Raw genomic sequence first — 15,274 nt, forward strand, 5'->3', positions numbered from 1 at the left:
TTATTTTTTAGTCGTCTTCTTAGTTGCTGTTTTCTTAGCAGTAGTAGTTGCTTTTTTAGCTGTCGTTTTCTTAGCAGCTGTCTTTTTAGCAGGCGCTTTTGCTTCGATCATTGCCTTTACCTCATCTAGAGATAACGCTGCAGCATCCACATCCTTACCTAGCTCTATCTTCGTTTTTCCTTTTAAGATTACAGAACGACCCCATCTTGCTTTCTCTACTCGGATACCCTCTTCTGCCCAATCGTGAATTACTTTATCCTTCTCTTTTTGGATTTTATCTTCGATTAGTTCGTTGATATCCGCTTGAGATAGATTGTCGAAGTTATACTTCTTATTCACATTGATAAAAATGCCATTCCACTTTAAGTATGGTCCGAAGCGTCCCACCCCTTTCTGTACAGGTAGCCCTTGGTATGTAGCGATAGGAGCATCTGCTTGCTCTTTCTCTTTGATTAATTCTAATGCTCTATCTAGCGTCACATCAGCAGGCTCTTCACCTTTAGGCAGAGAGATAAATGTCTTACCTACTCTTACATAAGGACCAAATCTACCGTTGTTTACTTCTACTTCTTCTCCTTTATATTCTCCTAATACCTTAGGTAATAAGAATAATGCTAATGCTTCTTCTAATGTAATCGTACCGATGTTCTGTTCAGCAGTAAGGCTAGCATATTGCTTCTCTTCATCCTCAGGATTACCGATCTGCGCCACAGGGCCAAACTTAGCTAAACGAACTAATACTGTACGTCCACTCTTAGGGTCAATACCTAATATACGTTCTCCAGACTCGCGCTCTGCATTCTCTTCTACATCTTTCACTGTTGGGTGGAAGTGATCGTAGAACTCTCTCATCATCTTAGCCCAATCCTCATTACCAGCTGCGATCTCATCGAAGTCCTCTTCTACCTTAGCAGTGAAGTTATAATCTAAGATCGTCTTAAAGTTCTTCACTAAGAAGTCATTCACGATCATACCGATATCTGTAGGTACTAGCTTCCCTTTATCAGATCCAGTCTTCTCTGTAAGCACCTTCTCTTTTAGCTCAGCACCTCTAAGCATCATCATCTTATAGTTGCGCTCTTTACCTTCAGTCTCCCCTTTTTCCACATACGTTCTAGCGATAATAGTAGAGATAGTAGGTGCATAAGTAGACGGACGTCCGATACCTAGCTCCTCTAATTTCTTCACTAATGACGCTTCTGTATATCTAGCAGCAGGCTTAGTAAAGCGTTGAGTAGCTACTAACGCATTTTGTTCTAATCCTTCTCCAATTCTCAATGCTGGTAAGATTCCTTCTACTTCTTCATCCTCATCATCATGCCCTTCTAAGTACACTTTTAAGAATCCTTCAAAAAGCAATACCTCACCCGTAGCCACAAATAACTCTTTAAACTTATTTGCTTCTATACGCACATTCGTTCTCTCTAACTGAGCATCACTCATCTGAGATGCCAAAGTACGCTTCCAGATCAGATCATATAGACGAGCCTGATCTCTATCTACAGGAGCACTGTGCAGAGCCATATTCGTCGGACGGATAGCCTCGTGCGCCTCTTGAGCTCCTTTGCTCTTAGTCGTATAAGTACGTGGTTTAGAATATTCTGCTCCGTAAGACTTCGTGATTTCAGCTGCTGCTGCACTCATTGCCTCTTTAGATAAGTTCACACTATCCGTTCTCATATACGTGATCAGTCCGCTCTCGTATAAACGCTGCGCTAACATCATCGTCTGACCTACTGAGTAGTGAAGCTTTCTAGCCGCTTCCTGTTGTAGTGTAGAAGTGGTGAATGGAGCTGCAGGTGATTTCTTAGCAGGTTTAGTCTCTAAATCTGCTACTCTGTACGCTGCTCCAATATTAACTGCTAAAAAGTCTCTTGCCTCTTTCTCAGTTGCAAAGTTCTTAGGCAGTTTAGCTTTTAATGTTTTTCCTTCAGCAGTCTTAAACTCTGCTGATATATGGTAAGATGACTCTACCTTAAAGTCATTAATCTCTCTTTCTCTCTCTACGATAAGACGTACAGCCACAGACTGTACACGTCCAGCAGATAGTCCTCCTTTTACTTTTTTCCACAGTACAGGAGACAGCTCATACCCTACTAATCTATCTAGTACACGACGTGCCTGCTGTGCATTCACTAGATTATAGTCTATCTGACGTGGGTTATCTATCGCTTTTAAAATAGCATTTTTTGTAATCTCGTGGAATACAATACGCTTTGTGTTTTCACTCTTTAAATTTAGTTCTTCCGCTAAGTGCCATGCAATAGCCTCTCCCTCGCGGTCCTCATCGGATGCTAACCAAACCATTTCAGCTTTCTTCGCAAGATCCTTTAACTTCTTAACTACCGCCTTCTTATCACTCGATACTTCATATTTAGGCTTAAAGTTATTCTCTACATCTACTCCTATTTCTTTAGAAGGCAGATCCGCTATATGTCCATAGCTAGACTCTACCTGATAATCCTGTCCTAAAAATTTTTCAATGGTTTTTGCCTTTGCAGGTGACTCAACAATCACTAAATTCTTTGCCATACTTCATTATTTTGTGAAGCAAAAATATATGATTTTTTTGAATATATCCGTGCCACTACTTATTAATGCTTCTTTTAACTAATATGCCAGCATATAAAAATTGTAATAATTACCTAGTTATTCGTAAAATAAACCAACATTCTAGTAATAAACCGATATATTGATTTTTTTTACAAACAAAATCAAGAAATTACACAATTTAATAACAATTATCTAAATTTTTTAATTTTTACCTCTCTCAATACTTTTATACCCCTTTTATTTCGCACAATGCTTAAAGTTTTCTAAACCTTCAGAAGTAAAAAAGTCAATAGTGAATGTAGGGTTAATAACTAAACAAATTCCATTTTTTAAAAATCACTTTTTATTTATATGTTTTTGTTTAATGTTTATAGTTTTATATATGTGTCCCACTACTAGTCCAGGACTTGTCCCGAAAGTGGGACAAGTCCTGACCACCTATAGTGTCCCACTTTTGGGACAAGTAGTGGACCCTATCAGTAGTTCATTTATTGGACTAGTGTATCGCACTATTCACTACATCACTATCGAAATCTAGCTAATGGTTCATTTTATTTTGATAGTAGATGGTTCGGGTAGAGATAGGGTACGCTTTTAGAAAACACCTCTCATCCCAAGTACACACTGACTATCTCCGAACAGTTTCCGAACGAAAATAAACCGAAACACAATTAAACACTGAATATCAACAAAATAAATACAAAATAAAAGTGCATACGAGGTCAAAAAGGGATTATAGAGCCATAAACGCCAAATCTGTTCATTAGTGTCCATTCTGTAATAATCAGCTCAACGGCTTAGGATTACAACTCAAAGATTATGAGCAAAAAAGATGTGCTATGGTACTAAATAAAATGGATTACAAAAAAACCTTAAAACTAACACTGTCATCTTGTCAGTTAGACAAAAAAAAGTATCTTTGCTCCTTAAAGTAAAACATCCTTAAAGTATCTTATGGAAAAGGTAATTGACGAAAATAAACAAGGTACAAGCTTACATTTAGAACAAAAACAAGACAACAAGAAGAAGCTATTCATCGAAAGCTACGGTTGTCAAATGAATTTCTCTGACAGTGAGATTGTAGCATCTATCCTATCTAACGAAGGGTATAATACAACAGACAACTTAGAAGAAGCGGACTTAGTGTTAGTAAACACTTGTTCGATCAGAGATAAAGCAGAACAAACTGTTCGCAAACGTTTAGACCAATACAACCAAGTAAAAAGAAAGAACCCTGGTATGAAGGTAGGTGTTCTAGGATGTATGGCTGAGCGTCTTAAAGCAAAATTCTTAGAAGAAGAAAAAATCGTAGACATGGTAGTAGGTCCTGATGCTTATAAAGATCTTCCTAACTTACTTAAAGACGTAGAAGAAGGTAGAGATGCGATCAACGTGATCTTATCTAAAGATGAGACTTATGGTGATATCTCTCCAGTGCGTCTACAGAGTAATGGGGTGACAGCATTCGTATCTATCACTAGAGGATGTGATAATATGTGTACATTCTGCGTGGTACCATTCACTAGAGGTCGTGAGCGTAGCCGTGATCCACAGAGTATCATAGAAGAAATCACAGACTTACAAGAGAGAGGATTTAAAGAAATCACGTTACTAGGTCAAAACGTAGATAGCTACCTATGGTATGGTGGAGGTCTTAAAAAAGACTTCGAAAAAGCTAGCGATATGCAGAAAGCGACAGCTGTAGATTTCGCTCAGTTATTAGATCAGTGTGCTACTACATTCCCTAAGATGCGTTTCCGTTTCTCTACTTCTAATCCTCAAGATATGCATATCGAGGTGATAGAGTCTATCGCTAGACATGAGAACATCTGTAAGTATATCCACTTACCAGTACAGTCTGGAAGTACACGTATCTTACAGGAGATGAACCGTCAGCATACTAGAGAAGAATACATCGAACTAGTAGATAAAATCTATGCATTGATACCAGATATCTCGTTATCACAAGATATGATCACAGGATTCCCTACAGAGACTGAAGAGGATCACCAGGATACATTATCACTAATGGAACACGTGAGATATGACTTCGGGTTTATGTTCGCCTACTCTGAGAGACCAGGTACATTAGCTGCTCGTAAGTTAGAGGATGATGTACCAGAAGAGGTTAAAAAACGTCGTCTTACAGAGATCATCGCTGTACAAAATAAAATCAGCCTTGAGCGTACAAAACGCTTCGTAGGTCAAACGGTAGAAGTACTTATCGAGAAAACGTCTAAGCGTAATGAAGACGAGTGGTCTGGGCGTAACTCTCAGAACACTACAGTAGTATTCCCTAAGGAGCACTATAACGTAGGAGACTTCGTGATGGTAGAGATCGCTGACTGTACTTCTGCTACATTAATCGGTAAGGCGGTAGGATACTCTCCTATGCAAGGATAATAAATAGCAATATTTAAAATATAAGAATGGAAAACCTTCAAGTCATAAAACAACGCTTCGAAATTATCGGTAACGATGTCAAACTAAACCGTGCATTGGAAAAAGCTATACAAGTAGCTCCTACTGATATCTCAGTCTTAGTCACTGGAGAGAGTGGTGTGGGTAAAGAAAGTATTCCTAAGATTATACATTCTATGTCTCATCGAAAGCACGGTAAGTTCATCGCGGTGAACTGTGGTGCTATCCCTGAAGGGACGATAGACAGTGAATTATTCGGACACGAAAAAGGGGCTTTTACGGGTGCTATAGGCACTCGTGAAGGTTACTTCGAAGAGGCAAATGGCGGTACAATCTTCTTAGATGAAGTGGGAGAACTACCTCTGACTACTCAGGTAAGACTATTGCGTGTGTTAGAGAATGGAGAATTTATAAAAGTAGGTTCTTCTAAAGTCCAAAAAACAGATATACGCATCATCGCAGCGACTAATGTCAATATGATGGATGCTATCCATAAAGGCAAGTTTAGAGAAGACCTATACTACAGACTGAGTACAGTAGAGATCACCTTACCTCCTCTACGCGAGAGAGGTGAAGATATCCACCTACTGTTCAGAAAGTTTGCTTCTGACTTCTCACATAAGTATAAGATGCCTCCGATAAAGCTAGAGCCTGCTGCAGCTGCATACCTTATGCGCTATAGCTGGAATGGTAATATCCGTCAATTAAGAAACGTAGCAGAGCAGATATCGGTATTAGAGACCAATAGAGATATTTCACTACCTGTACTTCAGGGTTATTTACCTAACCATGACAGACAGTTACCTTCTATCGTGAATGGCCCTAAGGCAGAGTCTGACTTCAGCAATGAACGAGAAATATTGTACAAGGTCTTATTCGACATGAAGAGTGACCTAACTGATCTAAAGAAGCTGACACTAGAGCTACTGCAACACGATAAAGGGACAGTATCCGAAACCAACAAATCTCTTATCCAAAAAATCTATGGTACCAAGAAGGCTGAACTACCAGAACTGATGGCTCCTCCTAGTACTAATCTAGACATCATCGCTATGGATACTCCAGTATCTCCTAGTGCTAATCTAGGTTTTCACGAGACTGTAGATGACGATGAAGATACGTCTAACTACCTAGAAGCAGAGACCGTAGATGATGAACCTCTAAACTTAGCAAATCAAGAGATAAAGCTAATCAAACTGGCACTAGAGAGACATAATGGCAAGAGAAAGGCTGCTGCCAAAGAACTAAACATCTCGGAGAGAACATTGTATAGAAAAATAAAACAATACGACTTATAGACATGAGAATCAAACAATTATTTGCACTAATATTCATATCTTTATTTTTTACTAGCTGTAAATATTATAACTTTACGGGGACTGGTAAGATAGATGCTAGCTCATTTCAGGTAAACTCATTCCAGAACAATGCTCCTTTAGTAGAGCCTGGTATAGAGCGTACCTTCACAATGTCCTTACAAGATCTTATCCAAAACCAAACTAGCTTAAGTCTTACTAATGCTGATGCGGACTTAGTATATGAGGGAGAAATCGTAGAATATCGTATCAGCCCGATGACAGCTACAGCTGATCAGAGAGCAGCTCAGAACAGACTATATGTGTCTGTGAATGTGCGCTTCTTCAACAAGAAGAAACCTGATGACGACTTCGAAAAGAGATTCTCATTCTACTATGACTATGATGCAAACGTACAGCTAGCAGGAGCTAGTCTTAACACAGCTATCGAGACTATCTATGAGCGTATCACACAAGATGTGTTCAATGAATCATTAGCTAAGTGGTAATTATATAAAAATAAATATCTTGACTCTAAACGAATTAGACATATTGCTCCGTCAACCTCAGCAAATTCAAGAGAGTGACAGTCCTCAGTTAAAACAACTCATAGAGAAGTATCCATACTTTCAGTCTGTGAGAAGTCTTTATCTGAAGAGCTTATATGTACAAAACAGTACAGAGTATAACCTAGAGTTAAAGAGGACTGCAGCGCATACATTAGACAGGGATATTCTTTTTGATTTTATTGTTTCACCAGAGTTCGTTACCTATACTCCTATCGTCATAGATATGACAGAGTCTACAGCTGCGGAGGAGACCGAAGTACCTACAGAAGAAGAAACAATACAAGAAGCTCCAGAGCCTAAGCTAACCTCTACCGCTATTAAAAGCCTATTACAGTCTATCACCTTCCATGAGATAGATGACAAGAACGAAGCACAAGACCCTGTAAAAGAAGCACCTACAGAAATCTCTACTGAGACTAAAGAGGCTATCACAGAGGATGCTATCGAAACTACACTAGAAGAAAAAGAGACTGTACAGCAAGAAATAGAAAAACTAGAAGAGAAATTAGAAATAGGAAAGCCATTAAACTTCTCAGAAAACGAGAAATTGTCTTTCCAAGAGTGGTTACAATTATCTAGAATAAAGCCGATAGACAGAGAAAATGATTCTATTTTAACAGATTTAGAACAAAAATCAGATATCGAAAAACAAAAAAAAATAGAATTAATAGATAAATTTATAGAAACCAATCCAAAGATAGTTCCTACTAAAAAACCTACCGTAACCCCTGCAAACATTGACACTTCAGTGCAAGAGAACAGTAGTTTAATGACAGAAACGTTGGCAAAAATATACTTAGAACAAAAGAAATATCAGAAAGCAATACAAGCTTATGAAATATTAATTTTGAAATATCCAGAAAAAAGTAGTTTCTTTGCAAACCAAATATTAGATATAAAAGCGTTACAACAACATAATAGTTAACACCATGAACACATTTACAATATTTTTAATCTTAATCGCAATTGTATGTTTTTTACTAATCGTAGTAATTATGGTACAGAATCCTAAAGGTGGAGGATTAGACTCATCTTTCGGTGGATCTACTGTAGCTGGAGGAGTGAAAAATACAAATGATTTCTTAGATAAAAGTACTTGGACATTAGGTGCAGCATTAATCATCTTAATCCTGTTATCATCTACTAGTTTCAGTGGTGGAGCTGCTGGAGATTCTAAATTATTAGATCCTAACGCAGTAGTACCTACTCAAAATCTGACACCAGAGGCTCCTGCTAAGCAAGAAGCTCCTGTGACAACAGAAGAGACTACTCCAACTCAAGAGACTCAAAATCAAGCTGAATAATTTTAGCTTCAAACAATACACAAGATGCCAGCTGTCAAGCTGGCATTTTTTTTTGCCTATAATGTCACTTTTTAGCTTTGGCACACTTTATGCCTTTTCATTATCTATAATAATTAAAAATAATAATTCAATTTCATAAACTATAAAACTATGGCAGTAAATATTAAACCACTTGCAGACAGAGTTCTTATCGAACCATTACCAGCTGAAACTAAAACTGCTTCAGGATTATTCATCCCTGATACAGCAAAAGAAAAACCACAAAGAGGTACTGTAGTAGCTGTAGGAAATGGTACTAAAGATCATGAAATGACAGTAAAAGTAGGAGATACAGTACTATACGGTAAATACGCTGGTACTGAACTAAAATTAGAAGGTACAGACTATCTAATCATGAGAGAGGACGACATTTTAGCAATCGTTTAAAATTGAATCATTAACAACTAAATCCAAAAGAATAAAATGGCAAAAGATATTAAATTCGACATCGAAGCTCGCGAAGGTTTAAAACGCGGAGTAGACGCTTTAGCAAACGCAGTAAAAGTAACATTAGGACCAAAAGGAAGAAACGTAATCATCGGTAAATCATTTGGTGCGCCTACAGTAACTAAAGATGGTGTTTCTGTAGCTAAAGAAGTTGAGTTAGAGAACACATTAGAGAACATGGGTGCTCAGATGGTGAAAGAGGTTGCTTCTAAAACGAATGACTTAGCTGGTGACGGTACGACTACTGCTACTGTATTAGCTCAAGCTATCGTAAAAGAAGGACTTAAGAACGTAGCTGCTGGTGCAAACCCAATGGACTTAAAACGTGGTATAGATAAAGCTGTAGAAATCATCGTAGAAGACTTGAGAAAACAATCTCAAGAAGTAGGTGGTTCTATGGATAAAATCAAACAAGTAGCATCTATCTCTGCTAATAACGATGACTTCATCGGTGAGTTAATCGCTCAAGCATTCGAAAAAGTAGGTAAAGAAGGTGTTATCACTGTAGAAGAAGCTAAAGGAACTGAGACTTATGTAGATGTAGTAGAAGGAATGCAGTTTGACAGAGGGTACTTATCTCCATACTTCGTTACAAACTCTGAGAAAATGGAAGTAGAATTAGATACTCCATATATCTTATTATACGACAAGAAAGTATCTTCTCTTAAAGAACTTTTACCAGTATTAGAGCCAATCGCTCAATCAGGAAAACCTCTATTAATCATCGCTGAAGATGTGGATGGAGAGGCGTTATCTACATTAGTAGTAAACAAATTAAGAGGAGCGTTAAAAATCGCTGCTGTTAAAGCTCCTGGATTCGGAGATAGAAGAAAAGCTATGTTAGAAGATATCGCTATCTTAACAGGTGGTGTGGTTATCTCTGAAGAGCAAGGGTATACATTAGAGAATACTACTTTAGAAATGCTAGGTACTTGTAAGAGAGTTAGCATCGATAAAGATAATACGACTATCGTGAGTGGTGATGGTGAGGCTGATATGATCAAAAACAGAATCAACCAAATCAAAGCTCAAATGGAAACTACTACTTCTGACTATGACAGAGAGAAGTTACAAGAGCGCTTAGCTAAGTTAGCTGGTGGTGTAGCTGTATTATACGTAGGTGCTCCATCTGAAGTAGAAATGAAAGAGAAGAAAGATCGCGTAGATGACGCTCTTCACGCTACTAGAGCTGCTGTAGAAGAAGGTATCGTAGCTGGTGGTGGTGTAGCTTTATTAAGAGCTAAAAATACTTTAGTTGACATTAAAGCTGAGAATGCTGACGAAGAAACAGGTATCGCTATCATTGCTAAAGCAGTAGAAGCTCCATTGAGAACTATTGTTGAGAATGCTGGATTGGAAGGTTCTGTAGTTGTTTCTAAAGTATTAGAAGGAAAAGAAAACTTCGGATACAATGCTAAAACGAACGAGTATGTAGATATGCTTAACGCTGGTGTAATCGATCCTAAGAAAGTAACTAGAGTAGCTTTAGAAAATGCTGCTTCTGTAGCTGGTATGATCTTAATCACTGAGTGTGCATTAGTAGACATTAAAGATGACAGCGCTGCTGCTATGCCTATGGGTGGTGGTATGCCAGGTATGATGTAATACCTTATCTTATTTCAATATTATATAAGAGGTTGTCTTTTTAGACAGCCTCTTATTTTTTACCTTACCAGTAAGAACAAAAAAAGGCTTAGTGTACTGAATACACTAAGCCTTTTTTATATCTCTTAATTAAACTTCTTACTTAGAAGTAATTTCTTTTAAGTCTGCAATAGTTGCGATAGGATCAGCAGCACTGAACACAAAGTTACCTGCTACTAATGCATCTACTCCTGCATCAACTAGAGCTTTTGCATTTTTATTATTTACCCCTCCATCTATCTCTATCATTACATTCGCTCCTTTAGCCTCTATCATTGCTTTTAGTTTACACACTTTTTCATACGTGTTCTCAATAAAGCTCTGTCCTCCAAAACCAGGGTTAACACTCATGATAAGTACTAAATCTAAGTCTTGAATGATGTCTTCTAATACACTTACAGGCGTATGAGGGTTAAGTGCTACTCCAGCTTTCATACCTTCAGCTTTAATAGCTTGTACCGTACGGTGTAGGTGTGTACACGCTTCATAATGCACAGTCAAGATATCTGCTCCTAGCTCCTTAAACGTCTTAATATAACGATCAGGGTCTACTATCATTAAGTGAACGTCTAATGTCTTCTTAGCATGCTTATTAATAGCAGCTAATACTGGCATTCCAAAAGAAATATTTGGCACAAATACTCCATCCATAATATCAATATGGAACCAATCTGCCTGACTGTTGTTCACCATTTCAATATCTCTCTGAAGATTAGCAAAGTCTGCTGCTAATACTGAAGGTGCTATAATCGTATTTTTCATATAATTGTGTTGTTTGTACAAAGATAAAAAAAATCCCAACAGCGAAGGCTCTTGGGACGTATATTGCTTATTGTTCAATAACTTCTGCTTCGAATAATTCTGAGAAATATTGGATAATCTTAGCTCTTACCTCATCTTCATCTACCTGCTCTACACCTAGTTCTACATTCAGAGAAGTAACTCCTTTACCACGAATACCACAAGGGATAATATTGTCAAAGTAACCTAAGTCCGAGTTTACGTTTAAGGCAAAACCGTGCATCGTTACCCAACGTGAGGCTCTTACTCCCATCGCGCATATCTTACGTGCAAAAGGTGTTCCTACGCCTAACCATACTCCTGTCTCTCCTTCACTTCTACCAGACTCTATTCCGTAATCTTTTAAAACTAAAATGATAGTCTCTTCTAATAAACGTAAATACTTATGTATATCTGTAAAGAAGTTCTCTAAGTCTAAGATAGGATATCCTACTACCTGACCAGGTCCGTGATAAGTAATATCTCCTCCTCTATTAATCTTATAGAAGGTAGCTCCTTTTGCCTTTAACTGTTCATCGTTTAAAAGCATATTGTGTACATCTCCGCTTTTTCCTAATGTGTAAACATGTGGATGCTCTACAAATAGCAAATAGTTATCTGTATCATCTGTACGTTCTTCTCTTCTATTTCTAATTTTGACATCTAAAATAGATTGGAATATCTCTTCTTGGTAGTCCCAAGTATCTTTATAATCTTTCTCGCCTAAATCAATAAGCTTTACTTGTTTATTCATTGTTGTTTGTTATTTATTGTATTTAGGATTATTTAGTATGACTAATGCCGCAATAACCCCTGGTACCCAACCTGCGATAGTCAACAGTGTCACAATCAAAATAGATCCACACCCTTTGTCTAAAACGGCTAAAGGTGGTAAAAAAATAGATAATAATACTCTTCCTAAACTCATGGCTAAATAATTTTGTCTGATACAAATTTCGGCATTTTTTAGTCAACTCCCTCGTTAATGAAGTTAAAATGATGAAGCCTACACCGTTTTATTACAAAGTATTGCAAATTAAGTCGTTTTATAGCGAATACTAATTGTCGCATTTTCAAAGATTAACTATATTTGCCTTTTAAATTAATTTACAGTTATTATGCAACTTTCAGAACAAGAAATCATCAGAAGAGAAAAGCTGAGCAAGTTACAAGAGCTTGGTGTGAATCCCTATCCTGCTAATCTATTTCCAGTAGACCATACATCGAAGGAAATAAAGAACGATTTTGAAGAAGGTAAGAAGGTTATCGTGGCTGGTAGATTAATGTCTTCAAGAATTCAAGGAAAAGCTTCTTTTGCAACTATTCAAGATAGCGAAGGAAAGATTCAGTTATATATCAATCGTGATGAGTTATGTCCAGGAGAGGACAAGACTCTTTACAATGAGATTTACAAAAAACTTATTGACTTAGGTGACTTCGTTGGTATCGAAGGAGAGTTATTCACTACACAAGTAGGAGAAAAAACAGTACGTGTACAAGGATTACAACTATTAAGTAAATCTTTACGCCCACTTCCATTACCAAAAACAGATGCAGAAGGAAATACATTTGACGCTTTTACAGATCCAGAATTGCGTTACAGAATGCGTTATGTTGATTTAGTGGTAAATCCAATAAATAAAGATATCTTCATTAAACGTACGAAGTTATTCAACGCTATGCGTCAGTTCTTCAACGAAGCTGGTTATATGGAAGTAGAAACTCCTATATTACAGTCTATCCCTGGTGGAGCTTCTGCTCGTCCATTCATCACTCACCACAATGCATTAGACATTCCTCTATACTTGAGAATTGCTAATGAATTGTACTTAAAACGTTTAATCGTTGGTGGTTTTGATGGTGTGTATGAGTTCTCTAAAAACTTCCGTAACGAAGGTATGGACAGAACACATAACCCTGAGTTTACTGCTATGGAGATCTATGTAGCTTATAAAGACTATAACTGGATGATGGAGTTTACAGAGCGTTTATTAGAATTCTGTGCTATCGCTGTTAATGGAACTACTAAAGCTACTTTCGGAGAACACGAAATCGACTTTAAAGCTCCTTACAAACGTATCACGATGGCTGACTCTATTAAAGAGTTTACAGGATTTGATATCACTGGTAAATCAGAAGATGAGATTCGTCAAGCTGCTTTAGGCATGGGTATTCCAGTAGATGAAACAATGGGTAAAGGAAAACTTATCGACGAAATCTTTGGAGAGAAATGTGAAGGAAACTATATCCAACCAACATACATTACTGACTATCCAAAAGAAATGTCTCCATTGACAAAAGCTCATAGAGATAATCCAGAATTGACAGAGCGTTTTGAGCTAATGGTTTGTGGTAAAGAGATTGCGAATGCTTACTCTGAGCTTAATGACCCTATTGACCAAAGAGAGCGCTTCGAAGCTCAAATGGCTTTAGCTGATCGTGGAGATGATGAAGCGATGTTTATCGATCAAGACTTCTTACGTGCATTAGAGTATGGTATGCCTCCTACATCAGGATTAGGTATCGGTATGGACCGTTTAATTATGTTCTTAACCAATAATCCTTCTATCCAAGAGGTGCTATTCTTCCCTCAAATGAGACCAGAGAAAACAGCTCCTTCAGTAGAATTATCAGATGAAGAGAAAATCATTATTCAGATATTAGAAAACAATGACAATAAAGTAGAATTAGGTTCTCTAAAAGAACAAGCTGCTTTAAGTGGTAAGAAATGGGATAAAGCAATGAAAGGACTTGCTTCTCACAATCTTACTAAAGTAGAAACTGAAGGTGATACAAAATATGTAGTGTACCAACACTAAGAAATAAAAAAACGAGACTATTAAGTCTCGTTTTTTTATGCCTATATTCAAGAAAATGACTTGCGGTAATGATCTGGTGTAATCCCTTCTTGTTTTTTAAAGAATGTAACAAAGTAAGACGTACTATCAAAGCACAATTCCTGCGCAATCTCATTGACATTAAATGTGCTAAACTGCAACAATCTCTTTGCTTCTACCACAATGCGTTGACGAACTAATTGTCCTGCAGTTATCCCTCGCTCTTGTTTGCAAAGTTTATTGAGATAGTTAGGAGTCACACATAGCTTCTCGGCGTAAAAAGAAGGTGTTTTAGCCTCTTTAAAGTGAACTTCGACCAAATCCATAAAAGCGAGAATACGATCGTTACAACCAGCCTTATTATACTCTATCGAAAAATGCTGATCTCCTTCATCAACACTCTGTAACTCACATAGCAATATATTTAAGTAAGAGCGTAAAACCTTCATTCGATACACTCTATCTGTACTGTACTCACCCAGCATCATATCTACCAATAACACAACCTTAGTACGCACACTCTCACTCACTATCTGCTGAGAGGCACTATCTAATTGAAAGAAATCAAAATAACGCAAGATATTCTCATGATAGCGTTGAGAAAAAAAAGAATCCTCAAAACCGATGAACATACCTGTACATTCAGTATTGAACTGCATCTGTACAATATCACCTGGTTTAATAAAGTAAACACTTGACTGATAATCTACATAGTCAACTCCATTAATCTTAATAGCATAACTCCCTCTATACACAAAGACAATCATGTAAAAGTTAGCCCTAAAACTATCTTTTAACAAAGGATAAGCATTGCCTAAGGCACTTATTGACTTAATAAAAAATGAAGACTGATCCTGTGTAAAATAACTGATTGGAAAGGATTTTATAATCTTAGTAGACATAAGAATCTTTAATTAATATTATACATAAGCTCACTGACCGCACTACTATAGATAGACGATCAAATAATCACATTATAAATACTAATTAAACGAGGGGAGGACGTAGATCCTGACGGCTAAATAAAGAGGAATACAAATTATTATATCTATCATAAACCTTATGTACTCCTTTTATATCAAAATTAGGAGTAGGTAGTTCAGATTTATAATCAACATACATCAAAACAAAAGCAATAGTATATACCTGCTTAACAGCATCTTTCTTTTGTTCTTCCTTAGCTATCTTAGCTAATTCTTGCATTAGATAACACTGTCCATTACAATGCATCTCAGGCTTGTCTTGATTCACACATAAAAAAGTAGCGATATAATCATAGTCTACCAGGTAGTCTACCAACGGCACTACTGGTCTAAATACTAATAAGGATATGATTATAAACAAAAACTTTCTCACAATACAAATATACGCTAACCTAAGGTATA

At 37.1% G+C, this 15,274-nt stretch carries 14 protein-coding genes; 8 read left to right on the forward strand and 6 right to left on the reverse strand.

Annotated features, from left to right (window positions below):
• A complete protein-coding gene (gene topA / locus E0Z07_RS03220; protein ID WP_131540275.1) occupies positions 1-2,532 on the reverse strand; it encodes a type I DNA topoisomerase in 2,532 nt (843 codons plus the stop codon).
• Positions 2,533-3,507: 975 nt separating this feature from the next.
• On the opposite strand from topA, the gene miaB reads away from it, so the two are divergent.
• The 7 genes from miaB to groL all read left to right on the forward strand — a co-directional run bounded on the left by miaB (position 3,508) and on the right by groL (position 10,233).
• Positions 3,508-4,956, forward strand: coding sequence for a tRNA (N6-isopentenyl adenosine(37)-C2)-methylthiotransferase MiaB (gene miaB / locus E0Z07_RS03225; protein WP_131540276.1), 1,449 nt, complete (start codon positions 3,508-3,510; stop codon positions 4,954-4,956).
• 26 nt (positions 4,957-4,982) lie between these two features.
• Positions 4,983-6,272: a sigma-54 interaction domain-containing protein gene (locus E0Z07_RS03230; protein WP_131540277.1), complete on the forward strand. Its 1,290-nt coding sequence runs from the start codon at positions 4,983-4,985 to the stop codon at positions 6,270-6,272.
• Positions 6,273-6,274: 2 nt separating this feature from the next.
• Complete coding sequence (locus E0Z07_RS03235; RefSeq protein ID WP_006259656.1) at positions 6,275-6,778, forward strand: LptE family protein; 504 nt, start codon at positions 6,275-6,277, stop codon at positions 6,776-6,778.
• A 19-nt stretch (positions 6,779-6,797) separates the two neighbouring features.
• Positions 6,798-7,763: a tetratricopeptide repeat protein gene (locus tag E0Z07_RS03240; protein WP_131540278.1), complete on the forward strand. Its 966-nt coding sequence runs from the start codon at positions 6,798-6,800 to the stop codon at positions 7,761-7,763.
• 4 nt (positions 7,764-7,767) lie between these two features.
• Positions 7,768-8,142, forward strand: a complete 375-nt coding sequence (gene secG, locus E0Z07_RS03245) for a preprotein translocase subunit SecG (RefSeq protein ID WP_131540279.1) — start codon at positions 7,768-7,770, stop codon at positions 8,140-8,142.
• Positions 8,143-8,292: 150 nt separating this feature from the next.
• Positions 8,293-8,568, forward strand: coding sequence for a co-chaperone GroES (locus tag E0Z07_RS03250; protein WP_006259659.1), 276 nt, complete (start codon positions 8,293-8,295; stop codon positions 8,566-8,568).
• A gap of 36 nt (positions 8,569-8,604) precedes the next feature.
• Positions 8,605-10,233 (forward strand): chaperonin GroEL, encoded by a 1,629-nt coding sequence (groL, locus tag E0Z07_RS03255; RefSeq protein ID WP_006262177.1) that lies wholly within the window; start codon positions 8,605-8,607, stop codon positions 10,231-10,233.
• A gap of 138 nt (positions 10,234-10,371) precedes the next feature.
• Here the strand turns inward: groL and rpe are convergent, their stop codons facing one another.
• The 3 genes from rpe to E0Z07_RS03270 all read right to left on the reverse strand — a co-directional run bounded on the left by rpe (position 10,372) and on the right by E0Z07_RS03270 (position 11,980).
• Entirely contained in the window at positions 10,372-11,034 is a 663-nt protein-coding gene (gene rpe, locus E0Z07_RS03260; protein ID WP_006262178.1) for a ribulose-phosphate 3-epimerase, read from the reverse strand.
• Positions 11,035-11,101: 67 nt separating this feature from the next.
• A complete protein-coding gene (gene lipB / locus E0Z07_RS03265; protein ID WP_006262179.1) occupies positions 11,102-11,806 on the reverse strand; it encodes a lipoyl(octanoyl) transferase LipB in 705 nt (234 codons plus the stop codon).
• A gap of 9 nt (positions 11,807-11,815) precedes the next feature.
• Positions 11,816-11,980 carry a YqaE/Pmp3 family membrane protein gene (locus E0Z07_RS03270; protein WP_006259663.1) on the reverse strand — a complete coding sequence of 55 codons (165 nt, stop codon included), beginning with the start codon at positions 11,978-11,980 and terminating at the stop codon, positions 11,816-11,818.
• Between the two features lie 190 nt (positions 11,981-12,170).
• On the opposite strand from E0Z07_RS03270, the gene lysS reads away from it, so the two are divergent.
• The gene (gene lysS, locus E0Z07_RS03275) at positions 12,171-13,871 is read left to right on the forward strand and encodes a lysine--tRNA ligase (RefSeq protein ID WP_006262180.1); all 1,701 of its coding nucleotides are present in this window, start codon (positions 12,171-12,173) and stop codon (positions 13,869-13,871) included.
• Between the two features lie 47 nt (positions 13,872-13,918).
• Here the strand turns inward: lysS and E0Z07_RS03280 are convergent, their stop codons facing one another.
• Positions 13,919-14,791, reverse strand: coding sequence for a helix-turn-helix domain-containing protein (locus E0Z07_RS03280; RefSeq protein ID WP_006262181.1), 873 nt, complete (start codon positions 14,789-14,791; stop codon positions 13,919-13,921).
• Between the two features lie 85 nt (positions 14,792-14,876).
• Positions 14,877-15,245 carry a hypothetical protein gene (locus E0Z07_RS03285; protein WP_006264640.1) on the reverse strand — a complete coding sequence of 123 codons (369 nt, stop codon included), beginning with the start codon at positions 15,243-15,245 and terminating at the stop codon, positions 14,877-14,879.
• Positions 15,246-15,274 lie beyond the last annotated feature (29 nt).

The sequence above is a fragment of the Myroides odoratimimus genome (assembly GCF_004337635.1).
GTDB classification, from domain to species: domain Bacteria; phylum Bacteroidota; class Bacteroidia; order Flavobacteriales; family Flavobacteriaceae; genus Flavobacterium; species Flavobacterium odoratimimum.